General features: G+C 39.9%; 18 protein-coding genes. 6 read left to right on the top strand and 12 right to left on the bottom strand.

Annotated features, from left to right (window positions below; genetic code table 11):
- Positions 1-31 precede the first annotated feature (31 nt).
- Positions 32-637, top strand: a complete 606-nt coding sequence (locus tag LU635_RS15095; RefSeq protein WP_240100339.1) for a hypothetical protein — start codon at positions 32-34, stop codon at positions 635-637.
- On the opposite strand, the gene LU635_RS15090 is transcribed toward LU635_RS15095, so the two are convergent.
- From LU635_RS15090 to LU635_RS15060, 7 genes are all read right to left on the bottom strand, one after another.
- Positions 634-1800 (bottom strand): sigma-54-dependent transcriptional regulator, encoded by a 1167-nt coding sequence (locus LU635_RS15090; RefSeq protein WP_240100338.1) that lies wholly within the window; start codon positions 1798-1800, stop codon positions 634-636. The two genes, LU635_RS15095 and LU635_RS15090, sit on opposite strands and share 4 nt — an antisense overlap.
- The gene (locus tag LU635_RS15085) at positions 1800-2696 is read right to left on the bottom strand and encodes a DUF6268 family outer membrane beta-barrel protein (RefSeq protein WP_240100337.1); all 897 of its coding nucleotides are present in this window, start codon (positions 2694-2696) and stop codon (positions 1800-1802) included. Before LU635_RS15085 ends, LU635_RS15090 begins: the two co-directional genes overlap by 1 nt.
- Positions 2689-3624, bottom strand: coding sequence for a mechanosensitive ion channel family protein (locus LU635_RS15080; RefSeq protein WP_240100336.1), 936 nt, complete (start codon positions 3622-3624; stop codon positions 2689-2691). Before LU635_RS15080 ends, LU635_RS15085 begins: the two co-directional genes overlap by 8 nt.
- Before the next feature lie 2 nt (positions 3625-3626).
- Positions 3627-4919 carry an ABC transporter permease gene (locus LU635_RS15075; RefSeq protein WP_240100335.1) on the bottom strand — a complete coding sequence of 431 codons (1293 nt, stop codon included), beginning with the start codon at positions 4917-4919 and terminating at the stop codon, positions 3627-3629.
- The gene (locus LU635_RS15070; protein ID WP_240100334.1) at positions 4912-5841 is read right to left on the bottom strand and encodes an ABC transporter ATP-binding protein; all 930 of its coding nucleotides are present in this window, start codon (positions 5839-5841) and stop codon (positions 4912-4914) included. Before LU635_RS15070 ends, LU635_RS15075 begins: the two co-directional genes overlap by 8 nt.
- A 209-nt stretch (positions 5842-6050) precedes the next feature.
- Positions 6051-7163 (bottom strand): molecular chaperone DnaJ, encoded by a 1113-nt coding sequence (gene dnaJ / locus LU635_RS15065; protein WP_240100333.1) that lies wholly within the window; start codon positions 7161-7163, stop codon positions 6051-6053.
- 31 nt (positions 7164-7194) lie between these two features.
- Complete coding sequence (locus tag LU635_RS15060; protein ID WP_240100332.1) at positions 7195-7788, bottom strand: nucleotide exchange factor GrpE; 594 nt, start codon at positions 7786-7788, stop codon at positions 7195-7197.
- A gap of 150 nt (positions 7789-7938) precedes the next feature.
- On the opposite strand from LU635_RS15060, the gene LU635_RS15055 reads away from it, so the two are divergent.
- On the top strand, positions 7939-8607 hold the full coding sequence (locus LU635_RS15055; protein ID WP_240100331.1) for a YceI family protein: 669 nt from the start codon (positions 7939-7941) through the stop codon (positions 8605-8607).
- Positions 8608-8658: 51 nt separating this feature from the next.
- Here LU635_RS15055 and LU635_RS15050 read toward each other — a convergent pair whose 3' ends face one another.
- The 3 genes from LU635_RS15050 to LU635_RS15040 form a co-directional block, all read right to left on the bottom strand.
- A complete protein-coding gene (locus tag LU635_RS15050; RefSeq protein WP_240100330.1) occupies positions 8659-9561 on the bottom strand; it encodes a TIGR01777 family oxidoreductase in 903 nt (300 codons plus the stop codon).
- Positions 9562-9634: 73 nt separating this feature from the next.
- Complete coding sequence (gene mnmC2 / locus LU635_RS15045; protein ID WP_240100329.1) at positions 9635-10309, bottom strand: tRNA (5-methylaminomethyl-2-thiouridine)(34)-methyltransferase MnmC2; 675 nt, start codon at positions 10307-10309, stop codon at positions 9635-9637.
- 1 nt (position 10310) lies between these two features.
- Positions 10311-10817, bottom strand: a complete 507-nt coding sequence (locus LU635_RS15040; RefSeq protein WP_240100328.1) for a DUF4920 domain-containing protein — start codon at positions 10815-10817, stop codon at positions 10311-10313.
- A gap of 117 nt (positions 10818-10934) precedes the next feature.
- Here LU635_RS15040 and LU635_RS15035 point away from each other — a divergent pair, with 117 nt between their 5' ends.
- Entirely contained in the window at positions 10935-11984 is a 1050-nt protein-coding gene (locus tag LU635_RS15035; RefSeq protein WP_240100327.1) for a branched-chain amino acid aminotransferase, read from the top strand.
- Between the two features lie 45 nt (positions 11985-12029).
- On the opposite strand, the gene LU635_RS15030 is transcribed toward LU635_RS15035, so the two are convergent.
- Both LU635_RS15030 and LU635_RS15025 read right to left on the bottom strand, forming a co-directional pair.
- Positions 12030-13046 carry a Gmad2 immunoglobulin-like domain-containing protein gene (locus LU635_RS15030; RefSeq protein ID WP_240100326.1) on the bottom strand — a complete coding sequence of 339 codons (1017 nt, stop codon included), beginning with the start codon at positions 13044-13046 and terminating at the stop codon, positions 12030-12032.
- Between the two features lie 66 nt (positions 13047-13112).
- Positions 13113-13499, bottom strand: coding sequence for a nucleoside triphosphate pyrophosphohydrolase family protein (locus tag LU635_RS15025; protein ID WP_240100325.1), 387 nt, complete (start codon positions 13497-13499; stop codon positions 13113-13115).
- A 46-nt stretch (positions 13500-13545) separates the two neighbouring features.
- Here LU635_RS15025 and LU635_RS15020 point away from each other — a divergent pair, with 46 nt between their 5' ends.
- The 3 genes from LU635_RS15020 to crcB all read left to right on the top strand — a co-directional run bounded on the left by LU635_RS15020 (position 13546) and on the right by crcB (position 15224).
- A complete protein-coding gene (locus LU635_RS15020) occupies positions 13546-13734 on the top strand; it encodes a hypothetical protein (protein ID WP_240100324.1) in 189 nt (62 codons plus the stop codon).
- A gap of 70 nt (positions 13735-13804) precedes the next feature.
- Complete coding sequence (locus LU635_RS15015; protein ID WP_240100323.1) at positions 13805-14860, top strand: SRPBCC family protein; 1056 nt, start codon at positions 13805-13807, stop codon at positions 14858-14860.
- Complete coding sequence (gene crcB, locus LU635_RS15010; protein WP_240100427.1) at positions 14856-15224, top strand: fluoride efflux transporter CrcB; 369 nt, start codon at positions 14856-14858, stop codon at positions 15222-15224. The genes LU635_RS15015 and crcB overlap by 5 nt, the downstream gene beginning before the upstream one ends.
- Positions 15225-15334: the final 110 nt, after the last annotated feature.

The raw sequence follows: 15334 nt of genomic DNA, 5'->3' as shown, positions 1-15334 counted from the left end.
TTTTTTTATCTTCGCATTAAATATTACCACCTTGGATAAACTGGAAAAACAAGATATAATTGATAAAGTAACCACCCTATTAAAGGAGATACCTTCTTCTATGGATGTGGTTAGAAAAGGAGGGGACAGAGACAGGAGATTCCGCTACCTTGCCACTCATATGGTTGAAAAGGCGATAGAAAAGGATGCGCTCATAGTTTCAGAAAACCGCCAGGGAATAGCAATCCTATTTAAAACCAGTAAGAAGGACGATAATATTTGGAAAGATTTATGGTCTCAGCTTAAACTTGTGGCCAACGTTACGGGAGTTAAGAATGCCATGAATATTCTGAAAACTCAAAAATATATCAAGAATCAGCGTCCTCAGGAAGGAGAATATCTGTACTGCTGGTTTTGGGGAATTCTTAAGGAATCTCGTGGCGCAGAGACTCAGGTAGGAAAGGAAATGAAAGATGTTTTTTTCAGGACCGCCCATGATACCGGACTGGCTTTATATGCAGAAACCCGCGGAAGAACGAATGCTATTGTCTACCAACGGGTTGGTTTTGATCTTTTTCATGAGTGGGATCATCCAAGTGGTGACACCATGTATTTTCTAAAATACGATCCCAAAAATCCAAGGAATAAAAGACCTTAAAACCTGCTTCCAAATAACTTTACATCCTCATCGGTGATTTCATTCCCACCAAGGATGATAAGTCGTTCTACCACATTCCTTAATTCCCGAATATTGCCTCGCCATTCATTTTCCTTGAGAACCTTAATTGCTTCTTCAGTAAAATGCTTTTTATTGGTTCCCTGTTCCTGTGCGATCTTATCACTGAAATAATCTACCAAAAGCGGAATATCTTCTTTTCTTTCCTTTAATGGCGGAACTTCAATCAGGATCACCGCAAGCCTGTGGTATAGATCTTCCCGGAAATTGTTCTCTTCTATCTCCTTTTTCAGGTCTTTATTGGTAGCTGCAATAACCCGTACATCTACCTTAATATCCTTATCACTTCCAACCCGCGATATCTTATTTTCCTGAAGGGCACGAAGCACTTTGGCCTGAGCTGAAAGGCTCATATCTCCAATCTCATCAAGAAAAATAGTCCCTTTATTGGCGGCCTCAAATTTTCCGGCACGGTCTTTATTGGCAGAAGTAAAGGCTCCTTTTACATGACCGAACAACTCACTTTCAATAAGTTCTGAAGGAATCGCGGCACAATTAACCTCGACCATGGGTCCTTTGGAGCGATCACTCTTTTGATGAAGCCAGTGGGCCACCAGCTCCTTTCCGGTACCATTTGGCCCTGTGATAAGAACCCGTGCATCGGTATGAGCTACCTTCTCTATCATCTCCTTAATGTGTTTGATAGCATCGGACTCCCCGATCATCTGGTAGTTTTTGCTGACTTTCTTTTTAAGCCTGGTATTCTCCACAACCAGTTCCTTTCTGTCCAGCGCATTGCGCACAGTATTAAGCAACCTATTAAGATCTGGTGGTTTTGAGATATAATCAAATGCTCCTATTTTCATGGTGTTAACCGCGGTGTCCAGATCACCATGGCCCGAAATCATCACTACAGGGATCTCCGGCTTCACCTTCTTTACGGCTTCCAGCACTTCAACCCCGTCCATTTTGGGCATTTTTATATCACAAAGAATGAGATCAAAATCTTCATTCTTTACCAGTTCCATTCCTTCAAGTCCATCTTCAGCTTCCGTAACTTCATATTCTTTACTTTCTTCAGAAAGAATCTTGTTAAGAACCCTTCGGATGGATGCTTCGTCTTCTATTAATAATATTTTTGCCATTAGAATATTGAAAATTTTAATCCGCTACGAGCGTAATATGTATTGGTTTTGTTAATAGTATAAATATCATTCTTATCTGCATCACGCAGCCTGATATCGTTTAATAAAGTATGCCCTGTATAAATATAGAACCTGAGATGCTCAGTGATTTTATACTGATATTCCAAACCACTTAATAAAACCGTCATTGAAATACTTTCAGCCAGTTCATCGGTTACAGAACCTGAAGGAGTAGCATCAAAATTCCTCTGCACATTAGCGAAAAAACCATCCAGGGTTACAAAGGTTTCAAGGCTATGTTTATCGTTAAAATAATATTTTAAATTTGATTTTGGGGTACCTACCATAAAAGACCATTTTTCATCCCATCTCCTGTAATAATTTACAATGGGAAGAGGAAATGGAAATCCGGTTGTCGTAGAATACTGTAAACCAAGGATCAGGCGCCAGTTATCCTCAAAATTTTCATCTTCCCTCATCTTTATAAAGAACAAAGACCCCGTATAAATAAGATCATCGTTTAAAATCTTATTTCTGGAAAAATTAGAGGCAACCTTAAGTCCTCCCTGGGTTCCAAAACGCCAGTCCTCATTTATTTTAAAGGTATAACCCAGCGTAGCTGTAAAAGATTGAAATCTGTCAAGTTCTTTTGTATTGAAATCTTCAGAATCAATATACTTAAAATGTACATTCCTGTATTCAATACCTGGTACCAGATAAGAACCCTCTTTTTTTAATCTTATGGGAAATGCCAGTGACGTTCTGAATCTTCGAAAGGAATTATCAGAATTCTTCTGTGGAAAATAGGTGTATTCTAATCTCGCCAGGTCCGTATTCTGAGCCATAGCCCCCATTCCCGACAGGAATATAACACTTATTAAAATGAATTTATACATCTTCCGTATCGGTTAAGTCATCTGGCTCTGCATTATTCCGGGGATAGAACATATGTACATCCCTTTGAGGAAAAGGTATAGTAATACCGTTCAACCTGAACATATTATTAATTTTAAACCTTAATTCACTTTTCACCTTAGGGTCCACAAAACTGTCTGAAACATAAAAATGGAGCCCAAACAGCAGGGCCGAATCACCAAAATCCTCAAATAGCACAAAAGGCTCGGGCTTTTTCAGAATTCCCTTCTGCTCACGAGCACATTCCAGTAAAACTTCCCTGACTTTCTCCACATCGCTGCCATAAGCCACCCCTACTCTAACGAGCTCCCGGGTAGTTTTATGATTTTGGGTATAGTTAAAAACCGTATCACTAATGAATTTATGGTTGGGAATGATCATTACCTTATCATCTCTTGTAAGGGCGCGAGTGGTTCTAAGTTTTATTTCAAATACCCTTGCAACTCTACCGTCCATTTCAATAACATCTCCAACTAGAAGAGATTTATCCAGAATAATAAAAATTCCCCCAATAACGTCCTGAAAGAGTTCCTGTAAGGCAAGACCCAGACCAACGAATAAAGCTGCCGATGCGGTTAATAGTATTGTTACGTCAACTCCGGTAGAACTTAATGTGATAAGAATCACTACCACATACACAAAATACTTAATGAATTTGAAGACACTAATGAACTTCATTTTGTCTTCTTCCATCAGTTTTGAAGTGATAAAAGACCTTACAATCCTTAGAACAACGCTTGTTACCAAAAAGGCAAGAATGATTAAAACAACTAAGCCAACAGTAATTTTAATATCTTCTCCACCTATAGAATAACTAAAACCGGCATTCCAGATATCCTTAATAAGACCCCAGATATCCTGCTCAATTACCTCTGTAACTTTTTCCTTCGTTGATTGTTCGTCCTGCATATCTAATATTTAAGCCATTTATACAGTTCTTTATAACTTGGTTTCTTTCCGTACATCAATATCCCGACGCGGTAGATCTTTGCTGATAACCACAGAACCCCAAAATTAGTTGCAATTAGCGCAATTATTGAGGCCGCAATTTCCCACCATGGTACCCCAAATGGAATCCTCATAAGCATCACAATTGGAGAAGTTAACGGAATTATTGAAAATATGGTTGAAACCGTGCCATGAGGATTTTCTACTACCGAAAAGAATCCAACATAGATCCCTAGAATAAGAGGCAGAATAATAGGAAACATGAATTGCTGTGTATCTGTCTCACTGTCAACAGCCGCTCCAATTGCCGCGTAAATAGCACTATAAAGAAAATATCCGCCAATAAAATAGATCACAAAGAATCCAAGGAGACTGGCATAAGGTAAATTCAGAATATCGATCACCAGCTGATTGATCTCCGGTTTAACACTCTCCTCCACCACCGAAGAAGCCGGCATTTGCGCGGCTAGAGGATCTATTCCCAGAAAGGAAGAAATCCCAAATAACAGTACCGTACCCAAAATAACCCATACAGTGAACTGGGTGATTCCCGCCAGTGAAGTGCCCAATACCTTTCCCAGCAGTAAGTGAAAAGGTTTAACTGATGATACAATGATCTCTATTATACGATTTGTCTTTTCTTCAATCACGCTGCGCATTACCATATTGCCATAAATAATAATGAACATCATCAAGAGATAACCCGCCGCTCCTCCAAAAAACATCTTGATATAATTAGACATCTTTGAACTTCGCTCGCCCGCAAAATTCTGGATCTCCACTCGCACGTCGGCCCGTGCCTTATCTATTTCGGATACATCGATTCCTTTTGCGATCAGTTGTTCTCTGGTTAGCTTATCTGAAATCGTCTTTTCAATATTTTCGATAGTTCCAAAACCGGGTGTATCATTCCCAAAGAATTCTATTTTGGCATTTTCACCGGGTGCCACATCAGAAATATGAATAAGTCCAAAGTATTCATTGTCCAGAACCTCCTTTCTTGCATTATCTAAGGATCTATCTGAATAATTTAAATACTGAACCTGTTCACCGTCTTTAAATTCTTCTGCGAACATTCCACTTTCATCATGGATGCCAATGATCTTCTGCTCGGTACTGTTCAGCATACTTAAATATGCAATCAGCAATATCATCCCAACAAAGATAAGCGGGCTCAAAAAGGTCATTACGATAAAAGTCCTGTTCCTTATTCTTGCGAGAAACTCCCGGTTTATGATTAGCTTTAGATTACGCATCCTGAGTCACCGTTTTTATAAAAATATCATTTACCGACGGAATCACCTCAACAAAATGATTTACTCTTGCCCGGCTAAGCAAAAAGCTGATCAGGTCGTTGGAAGATTCATGTTCCTTAAGTTGTATGGTAAGCTTAAGATCATCCTGAATACTCCTAAACCTCGCTGGCCCGGTTTTAAAACGGGATTCGAGTTCCTGCCTAAGGGTGGCTTCGTCTATTGCATCGAGCCCCACCTCAAAGGTATTTGACTTATACTCCTTTTTGATATCTGAAACTTTCCCGTCCAGCAATTTATTCGATTTATGGATAAGGGCAATATAGTCGCAAAGCTCCTCAACACTCTCCATACGGTGGGTCGAAAAAAGGATGGTAGCTCCTTCTTCTTTCAACTGAAGGATTTCATCCTTTATAAGATTGGCATTCACAGGATCAAATCCGCTGAAAGGTTCATCAAAGATGAGCAGTTTTGGGCGATGAAGCACGGTGATCACAAACTGGACCTTCTGAGCCATCCCTTTTGATAGCTCCTGTATCTTCTTATCCCACCAACCCTCTATTTGCAGTCTTTTAAACCAGTAATTAAGTCTTTCTTTGGCTTCGCTCTTACTGAGGCCTTTGAGGCGCGCCAGATATAATGCCTGCTCGCCAACCTTCATCGATTTATAAAGTCCTCTCTCTTCAGGCAGATAGCCTATATGCACAATATCGTCCGGATGCAGGGGTTTCCCATCAAGGTATACCTTGCCCTCGTCTGGCATTGTTATCTGATTGATTATTCTTAAAAGAGTGGTTTTCCCTGCCCCGTTTGGTCCTAAAAGGCCAAAAATGCTTTCCCTGGGAATATTTATTGAAACATTGTTGAGTGCAGTAAAATTTCCAAATCGCTTATAGATATTCTCTGCAACCAAAAGATTTTCCATATAGTCTTTGATAGAACGTTAAATATATAGAAATAGAAAGAGAGTGGCAGTTGATTAAGAAGATTTTATAATTTCCGGAATCCTCCTAAAAACAAAACCCACCCTTAAAAAAATTAAGGATGGGAAAAAAATTGCTATGAAAAAGAAAAATTATCACTAAAAGACTTAGTGATACTCAAATATATAAATTTTTTCTTAAAAGCGGCTTTTTAAGAAAACATATCTTTAACTTTTTCAAAGAAGGATTTATCGCTCTTTTCCGGGTTTGGTCTGAAATTATCATCATCAGCCATCCTTTCGAAAAACTCCTTTTGTTCTCTGGAAAGTGTTTTAGGAGTCCAGACATTCACATGTACAAGCAGATCTCCCTTTCCATAACCATTTATACTTGAAATTCCTTTTCCTCTTAATCTTAAGATCTTACCAGACTGCACACCTTCCTCTATCTTGATACGAACTTTACCGGTTACGGTATCTATTTCCTTGGAGGTTCCCAGTGCAGCTTCAGAAAAACTAATGTACAGGTCATAATGAAGGTTATCTCCTTCTCTCTGAAGACTTGGATGTTCTTTTTCCTCAATAGCTACCAGCAGGTCTCCAGGAATACCATTCCCAGGAGCTTCATTACCTTTTCCGGCAACTTTCAACTGCATTCCATCTTCAACACCCGCAGGTATTTTAATAGATACAGTCTCTTCCTTCATTGTAAGCCCTTGCGAGTCGGCTCCTTCAGGTTTATGATCCAGGATCTGTCCGGTTCCGCTACAGGTTCCACAGGGAGAGGCAGTCTGCATCCTACCTAATATCGTATTGGTAACACGCGTAACCTGTCCTGATCCATGACAGGTAGAACAGGTCTTATAGGTAGTGCCTGGAGCCTGAACCTTTCGTTTTACTTTGATCTTTTTCTCACAACCATTGGCAATTTCTTCAAGATTTAAACTAACCCTGATCCTTAGGTTGCTCCCTTTCGAACGGCGCTGGCCTCCGCCAAATCCTCCAAACCCGGAGAATCCGCCCCCAAATCCACCGCCGAAGATGTCACCGAACTGGCTGAAGATATCATCCATGTTCATTCCACCTCCACCGAATCCGCCACCTTCAAAGGCCTGGTGACCAAAACGATCATATTTGGCTCTCTTTTCCTGATTTCCTAATACTTCATAAGCTTCGGCCGATTTCTTGAACATATCCTCTGCTTTGGTATCACCAGGATTTTTATCGGGGTGATATTTCAAAGCCATTTTACGGTATGCTCTCTTGATATCTGCAGCTGAAGCGTCTTTACTTACGCCTAATATTTCGTAATAATCTTCTTTCATGTTGGGTTTTTACAAATTTTGCAAAAGCGGTTTACTTGCCGGTAACTACTTTAGGAAATCTAATAATCCTTTCCCCCAGCTTATATCCGGGCTCTACTACATCAACAATCTTGCCTTTAAGGTCATCAGAAGGGGCAGGCACCTGTGTGATAGCTTCATGGATCTCCGAATCAAAATCTTCTCCCTGCTCCACATTCATCCTTTCAAGCCCCTTAGCTTTAAGAGTTTCCTTAAGTTTATTATGGATCAGCTCAATTCCCTTCAGAAGATTTTCATCTCCGGATTTTTTAAGTTCATTCAGAGCCCTGTCAAAATCGTCAAGAATAGGCAGCATGGCTGTCATTACTTCCTGATTGGCAGTCTTGAATAATTCCAGTCTCTCTTTTGAGGTACGTCTTTTATAGTTCTCAAACTCCGCAAAGAGCCTTAAGAATTTATCTTTTTCCTTCTGAAGGTCCTCTTTTAAGCGTTCTTCCTGGGTAAGTTCATTTTCTTTCCCCTCAGGCTGTTCCTCTTTATTTTCGCCATTTTCATCTACTTCATCTATGGCATTGTCCAGCACTTCTTCTACCTGATCTTTTACCTCTTTATCTTTTTTTTTGGCTTTATCCTTTTTTTCGCTCATTACTTAAAATTTACTTTCAGCCTCTTCTGGTCAAATTCGTTGCCAATCCGGCTAAAATGTCAAAATGTCACAAGATTTTTTAGTAAAAATTTATGAGCCGAGGAATGATTTTCCTTTTAGTTTTGTGCCGAACTATAAAAATTAACCCAAATGAAGAGACTATTTCTAAATGCAATGATTATAGCTGGTCTTGGACTTGCTTTTACTTCATGCAAGAACAACAATAACGAAGCTGAGATGACCGAGGCAAAAGATGCTGCCACTGCGCAGGCGGAAGCTTCAGAATTCAGTGTAGATACAGCCGTTTCTGTAATTGAATGGCAAGGTGAGAAACCTACCGGAACTCATACCGGAACTATCAAGATTATGGAAGGATCATTCAAGGCAAACGATAGTGTGATTGAGAGCGGAACTTTTGTAATAGATATGAATTCTATTGAAGTGACCGACCTTGATGGAGATAAAAAAGCAGATCTTGAGGCTCACTTAAAAGGTACGGTTGAAGGAAAGGAAGGCGACTTTTTTAATGTTACCAAATACCCTGAAGCGACTTTTGAAGTGACCGGAATTACTGAAGAGGAAGGTCAGCAAATGTTACAGGGTAACCTTACAATAAAGGAAGAGACCAAGAATATTGCTTTCCCGGTAAACATTACGAAAGATGGAGAAAGCATCCAGATCACCAGTGAAGAATTCACTATAGACAGAACCCAGTGGAACGTAAATTACGGTTCCAAATCTGTGTTTGACGGCCTGGGTGATAAATTCATTAATGACGAGGTGGAACTTAAAATAAATCTGAAAGCTAATAAAGCTTAATTTATTACCCACATTTAACTAAAGCCCTGCCTTGAGCGGGGCTTTTTTATTTCAGGTAAGATCTGCCAGAGCCCTTGAAAGATTAGTGTATTTGAAATTATAGCCCTGGTCTTCAATTTTCTTACTGCTTACCAGCTGGCTGGAAAGTACGATCTGAGACATCTCTCCCAGTAATGCCTTTAATGCAAATTTTGGAACGTTTGGCAGCCATATAGATTTGCCCATCTGTTTGGCGAGCGCTTTTGTAAGTTCTTTATTTGTAACCGGATTTGGGGCTACGGCATTATAGACTCCCGTTAATTCATTCTCTATCGCAAACAGAAAGATCTCTGCCAGATCTTCAATATGGATCCAGGACTGCCATTGTTTGCCACTGCCCAGCGCTGCACCCATATTCAGGGAAATGGGTTTTTTAATCTTTTCCAGCATTCCACCATCTTCGGCCAGTACAAGCCCAACTCTTATCTTAGCCACGTCCAGGCCTAATTTTTCAAACTCATCGGCTGCAGTCTCCCATTTCCGTACAACTTCCCCGATAAAATTATCGGCTATCACATTATCATCTTCAAAGTATAATTTTTGTAGAGAACTGGGATAGATTCCAATGGCACTGGCTGAAATAAAATTTTCAACCTGGTGAGAGCTATCATCTAAAGTTTTGAATAAAAGAGCTGCCGTGTCTGTTCGGCTTTTAATGATCTTCTTTTTATAAGAATTAGACCATGGCTCTGCAATACTGGCTCCGGCAAGATGTACTATAGTCTTTACACCTTCTATGCAACCTTTTTCTATTTCCTGACTCCCTGGATCCCAGTAAAAGCCCTGATAATCTTCCTCTTTCTTTATTTTATTTTTGTCGGTGGTGAGATAATTGATCTGTATTCCCTTTTTCCTGCACAAATTGCTGAGCCGTGAGCCAATCAAACCCGTTGCACCTGTGATTAAGACACGCATATTTTTTTGTTGTTAAGATACATAAGACAATACGCCCACCACCCATTTTAAATGAGGTTTAACGGCTGTAGGCTTATAATTTAACAGCCCTTAACATTTCTCGTTTTCCGGGAGGTCCAGGCAGCTTTTCCACTTGAAACCCTGAGGCCAACATCGCTCTTCTTACACTGCCTTTGGCTGCATAAGTAACTAAAATCCCATCCGGTTTAAGAGCCTGGAACATTAAAGCGAATATCTCTTCAGTCCAGAGTTCGGGTTGTACCCTCGCTCCAAAAGCATCAAAGTAAATAAGATCATACAATTCGGTATCGCTTATCCTGCTGAATTTTTTCTGTTGTTTTTTAAGACTGAAAAGTTGTGATACCTCTGTATTTTTTTCCCATTCCGCCTGGTGTAACTTCTGAAAATATTCAGCTTTATCTTCTGCCTGGACAGCTTCCGGATAATTGAGAAGTTTCACTTCTTCTGAAGCCACCGGATAAGCTTCAACCCCAGTATAACTTATCTTTAACCGAAGTCTCTCTGCTTCCAGAAAAGTAAGAAATGCATTAAGGCCCGTACCGAAACCTATTTCGAGGATGGAAAGCTCTGAAAACTTCTTTTTTTCCAACAGGGCATGAAGACCCATTTTCAAAAACACATGTCGGGCTTCCTGCACCGCTCCATGCTTGGAGTGGTATTGCTCATTCCATTCCGGCAGGTGGATGGTCACAGAACCATCGGCGGTCTTTATGATCTTTCGCTCCAAACTATTCTTTTAGAAGAACTCCATGAGCAAGAAAACCCAGGGTTCTTTTTGGTTTTTTTATTGCATCAATTTCTTCACCGCTCTTCCCGGCATCTTCCGCAAAATGTTTCTGATCTTCAACAGAAGTTTCTTCAATAAAGGCCAGTCCTTCAACGATTACCTCCCTGCCCTCAACATCCTTCGGCACAAAGAAACCATAATCCTTGAATTTAACCATAGGATTCTCTTCAATCCCGGGCAATTCAAGCCTCATCCAGCAGCCTTTCATCTTACAAACGCTGTTCACCGTGGTCGTGAATTTTGTCTGGATGGTATCTCCAGCTGTGAGATTCTGATATTTTTGTTTCATTTCTTCAGCAGATAGACTACTCCGGGCAGAGATCTCTTCACCAAAACTCTCATAATCCTGTTGAATCTCCGGGCTGGCAAGCTTCTTCTTTTCGGTTCTAATCTCCTTACAGGAGGTAAATATCAGCAAAATAAAACCTATCAAAAGAGATGTTCTCATAACTAAATGATCTAATGCACTGAAAAACTTCAAATTTACCAAAAGTTTAGATTTTGAATATTCCTTTAATTAGGTAAATTTGTTCACTTACTGGAAAATAATCAAAATCTCACTTCGATGATAGATATACAAAGATCTCCTAGCTCTAAATTAGAAAACACCAATTTTGACAATCTTTTATTCGGAAAGGTTTTCACAGATCATATGATGGAGTGCGATTATATTGATGGTGAATGGCAGAAACCCGTAATCAAACCATACGGTCCATTAAGCCTGGACCCTTCAGCGAGGGTTTTCCATTATGGGCAGGCGGTATTTGAAGGCATGAAAGCCTACAAGGACAAGGATGACAGGATCTGGCTATTCAGGCCTGATGAAAACTTTAAGCGTATCAACAGATCGGGTAAGCGCATGGCTATTCCTGAATTTCCTAAAGAATATTTCTTTGAAGGACTTGAGGAGCTTTTAAAACTCGACAAAGACTGGATCAAAAAAGGCTTTGGAAACAGCCTTTACATAAGACCATTCGTTATTGCTACCGAGGCCGGAGTGTCGGCTTCAGCTGCCAACGAATATAAATTCATGATAATTTGCTCTCCTGCCCAGGCTTATTACAGCGGGGAGGTAAGGGTGAAATTTTCAGAAAAATTTAGTCGTGCTGCAGATGGAGGTGTTGGTTTTGCCAAGGCTGCTGGTAACTACGGAGCACAATTCTATCCTACCGACCTTGCAAATGAAGAAGGATTTCAGCAAATAATATGGACCGATGCCAATACCCATGAATATCTGGAAGAAGCCGGCACCATGAATATCTTTTTCCGCATTGGTGACAAACTCGTCACTGCTCCTATCAGCGACAGGATCCTGGACGGTGTAACCCGTAAAAGTGTTATCACCCTTGCCGAGGAGTATAATATTGATCTTGAAGTTAGAAGAGTTAGTGTTCAGGAAATCGTTGAAGCTGCAGAAAAAGGAGAACTAAAGGAAATGTTCGGATCTGGCACAGCAACGGTGATTAACCCGATAGTAGGTTTTGGACATAAGGGCAAAAAATTTGACCTGCCTAAGCTGGAAGATTCGTATGCCAAATTCTTTAAGGATAAACTTATGAAGATCCAGTATAATGAGGCAGAAGATAAATTTGGCTGGAGATACGAGGTAAAGTAAAAACCTTCAATTATATAAAATTAATCCCGGTATTACCGGGATTTTTTATTTTGGAGGAAAAACAACCGGCAATCGATATTCCCGATCATTTTCCTTTTTATCTGAAGGATTTGCTCTTTTAAAAACAAGGTAACCTCTTTCATCTTCCGGGGCATCAAATTCAACATTACCGGTAAAGCTTACAAAATCTTCTGTCATCCATTCACCTTTGGCTTTTATATAACTTTCTGCAAGCTTATTGTTATCCTTATCGAGAAGGACAATAGGTGCATTAGCTTCAAAAAACCAGAACCCCCTGGCCTTTCCACTAATCTTCAATGGAGAAGTGACATCCATATTTGGCATAGGTTTTTCAACCTGAATAAGATCTGAGATCGGTGTTTCTCCGGAGGCCTTAAACTTTAAAGTTTGTAGTACTTCCATCAAAACCTGCTTGCTGGAAGCCTCCACATTTCCAGAATATCTCACCTCATCAGGGCCCATGGGATCGCAGTTCTTCATTTCCTTTTTTTCTCCTGAGTCTGAAAAGCATTCGGCTTTAAAATCATTCACTTTAAAATGAACAAAAACACTTCCGTATTCTCCCCAGTTAGACGGAGGATTGGCAAACCTTAAATAGAACCCCCAGGGCTCTCCCGATTCCAGTAAATAAACTTTACTTTCTTTTTTATTAAGCTCAGGATCTATTGAAAGATTTCCATTCCAGCCGGCCAGTGATTTTCGTTTCCCTGAAGGTGCATCGACTCCGAAGCCCTTAGGTAGTATAGCCAGGTAAGAATTACCCGGTTCCTCATGAATAGCGAATGGAGGATTATAAGCAGCCTGTTCAGAATACAGGTTTATGACAGGTGAATTGCCCGGAAGTTCAGATTCAAGTACTTGCAGACTTTCAGGGTGTTCAAGAGAGAAGCTCCAGTTTTCATTAGTATATCTTTTACTGGAATACTCCCTATTCTTATCTACAGGCATTTCTTCCTGCCCGGTCTGGCGATCCTGGCCCTCCTGTTCATTTTTGCATGAAAAGAAAAGAAACAGAGCTAAAAGAATAATAATCGGTCTCATTTTTTATTTTCAAGGTAAAAAACAGATAACCGGATTATTTTAAAATTCTCTAAAAATCTGAAGTGACTATTCATCCAGAATACGCGAGATATCCGGTTTGAAATAATTTGGGCCTTTAAGCACCTTTCCGTCTTCGCGATAGACGGGCTTGCCATCGGCTCCAAGTTTGCTCATATTGCTGGACTGGATCTCATCAAATACTTCTTCAATCTTGTGTTGCATTCCATGTTCTATAATAGTACCGCAGAGGATATAGAGCATATCTCCAAGAGCGTCGGCAACTTCGGTAAGATCATTATTACCGGCAGCTTCCAGATATTCTTCATTTTCTTCCTTCATCAGGTTATACCGAAGCAGATTCTTATCTTTTCCAAGATCGGCAACAGGGCTTTCCTTTATCCCCAGGCCAAAGGCTGAATGGAATTCCTTTACAGCAGCAATTCTTTTCTTCATATTATTTCAAGCTTTAAAAAGTTAACTTTGCATAAAAATAATTAAAATGTTTTCTACAGGACAATTGATCTTTGCCGGGCTTTTTTTAATCGCCTTTATAATAATAATGATATTCAGTTATAGAAAAGACATCAGACTACACAAGAAATATTATAAGGGAAGTATTTATGTATTAATCGGGTTTATCATTTTCATCCTGCTCCTTTTTCTTATCAAAACCCAGCTTAACCACTAGTTTCATAGGAATTGACCTACAATTGCTCTGGTAAATTAATTATATTAGCTTAAACTAATCATAACCAACAATGAAGATCCTTAAATACCTTTTTTTTCTGTTTCTTATATTTATTATTGGTGCTTCAATCTACATCGCCACTAAGGATGGTGAATTTCAGCTGGAGCAACAACAAATGCTAGCCGCCCCTCAGGAAGTGGTTTTTAATGAAGTAAATGACTATACATCCTGGAAAGGCTGGGAGCCATGGTCACAGGAAACCGATGATATGATCATTAATTATGGTGACAAAACCAAAGGTGAAGGTGCTTATTATTCCTGGAAAAGTGAAAAGATGGGGGAAGGGGAAATTACTACCCTTAAAGCCAATCCATATTCCAGTATAGATCAAAAGATAACATTTGTCACTCCTTTTGGGGATTCAACCAGCGATATATACTGGGAATTTGAAAAACAGGGAGACAGCACACTTGTTACCTGGGGAATGAAGGGGGAGCAGAGCTTTATGGAAAAAGCTGCTTTTACCTTTCAGGACCAAAGCCTGAGTGAGATGATGCTGCCCATGTTCAAAAAGGGGCTGGATAATCTACAGGAGCAGATCACCGAAGAAATGGAAGCCTATTCTATAAACATAGACGGTATCACCCAGCACGGAGGCGGTTATTACATGTACATAACCACAGCCAGTAAAATAAGCCAGGTTTCAGACAGGATGAAAAAGATGATAAGTGAAGTAGGTTCCTATATGGAGAATAACAATATAGAAAGAATAGGTAATCCCTTTGTTCTTTATAATCAGTGGAACGAAGAACAGGGAACTGCTATCTATTCTGCCGCCTATTTCACCCCCAGTGAAGTAGTAACTCCTGCTGAGAGTACGGTCCTAAATGGTTATATGCCTAAGCAAAGAACATTAAAGACCACTTTAAAAGGTGATTATAAGAACCTGAAGGAAGCCTGGGACTCGGCTTATGCATATCTTCAGCAGAATGGCCTTATGGCCGATGCGAGCGCCCAGCCATTTGAGGTATATGTGAATGGTCCAGATAATAATGCCAATCCTGCAGAATGGATCACGCAAATATATATTCCGGTATCACAGGAAAAACCTGGACTAAATGATTAAAAATCTTATCCTGGTATTTATTGGAGGTGGATTGGGCAGCAGCCTTCGCTACCTTATCAGTAGGTATCTAAATGCATCAAGCCTTATACCCTACGGCACCTTTCTTGTAAATATCCTGGGCAGTCTCTTACTGGGTGCTATTTTGGGATGGGCTATAAAGACCAATACCCTTAACCATCCTACTAATCTTATCCTCGGTGTAGGGTTTTGTGGTGGCTTCACCACTTTCTCCACATTTTCATTTGAAAACTACTCCCTTCTCAAATCGGGAGACTATTTAAGCTTCTCTATTTACTTTTTTGGGAGTTTATTTTTAGGAATTCTGGCGGTCCTGATCGGCATTTTAATCGCTAAGATGTTCTAAATTACCAAAATAGGGTGCTAAATCCTTAAAAATATCTTTTTAAAATAAATACCCCTAAAAAAATAGGGGTATTTATTTTTTATTTAATAAAAATGATTTGATACCCCTAT

This window comes from Christiangramia crocea (genome assembly GCF_022410465.1).
GTDB classification, from domain to species: domain Bacteria; phylum Bacteroidota; class Bacteroidia; order Flavobacteriales; family Flavobacteriaceae; genus Christiangramia; species Christiangramia crocea.
This window is presented reverse-complemented; position numbering and strand designations above follow the sequence as displayed.

Bases quoted from the DNA above. Each gene is read 5' to 3' on its own strand.
- LU635_RS15050 (WP_240100330.1), bottom strand. From the start codon at position 9,561: ATGCGTGTCTTAATCACAGGTGCAACGGGTTTGATTGGCTCACGGCTC.
- dnaJ (WP_240100333.1), bottom strand. From the start codon at position 7,163: ATGAAAGAAGATTATTACGAAATATTAGGCGTAAGTAAAGACGCTTCA.
- LU635_RS15015 (WP_240100323.1), top strand. From the start codon at position 13,805: ATGAAGATCCTTAAATACCTTTTTTTTCTGTTTCTTATATTTATTATT.
- LU635_RS15020 (WP_240100324.1), top strand. From the start codon at position 13,546: ATGTTTTCTACAGGACAATTGATCTTTGCCGGGCTTTTTTTAATCGCC.
- LU635_RS15030 (WP_240100326.1), bottom strand. From the start codon at position 13,046: ATGAGACCGATTATTATTCTTTTAGCTCTGTTTCTTTTCTTTTCATGC.
- LU635_RS15055 (WP_240100331.1), top strand. From the start codon at position 7,939: ATGAAGAGACTATTTCTAAATGCAATGATTATAGCTGGTCTTGGACTT.
- LU635_RS15035 (WP_240100327.1), top strand. From the start codon at position 10,935: ATGATAGATATACAAAGATCTCCTAGCTCTAAATTAGAAAACACCAAT.
- LU635_RS15085 (WP_240100337.1), bottom strand. From the start codon at position 2,696: ATGTATAAATTCATTTTAATAAGTGTTATATTCCTGTCGGGAATGGGG.
- LU635_RS15060 (WP_240100332.1), bottom strand. From the start codon at position 7,788: ATGAGCGAAAAAAAGGATAAAGCCAAAAAAAAAGATAAAGAGGTAAAA.
- LU635_RS15090 (WP_240100338.1), bottom strand. From the start codon at position 1,800: ATGGCAAAAATATTATTAATAGAAGACGAAGCATCCATCCGAAGGGTT.
- LU635_RS15075 (WP_240100335.1), bottom strand. From the start codon at position 4,919: ATGCGTAATCTAAAGCTAATCATAAACCGGGAGTTTCTCGCAAGAATA.
- LU635_RS15070 (WP_240100334.1), bottom strand. From the start codon at position 5,841: ATGGAAAATCTTTTGGTTGCAGAGAATATCTATAAGCGATTTGGAAAT.
- LU635_RS15040 (WP_240100328.1), bottom strand. From the start codon at position 10,817: ATGAGAACATCTCTTTTGATAGGTTTTATTTTGCTGATATTTACCTCC.
- LU635_RS15025 (WP_240100325.1), bottom strand. From the start codon at position 13,499: ATGAAGAAAAGAATTGCTGCTGTAAAGGAATTCCATTCAGCCTTTGGC.
- LU635_RS15080 (WP_240100336.1), bottom strand. From the start codon at position 3,624: ATGCAGGACGAACAATCAACGAAGGAAAAAGTTACAGAGGTAATTGAG.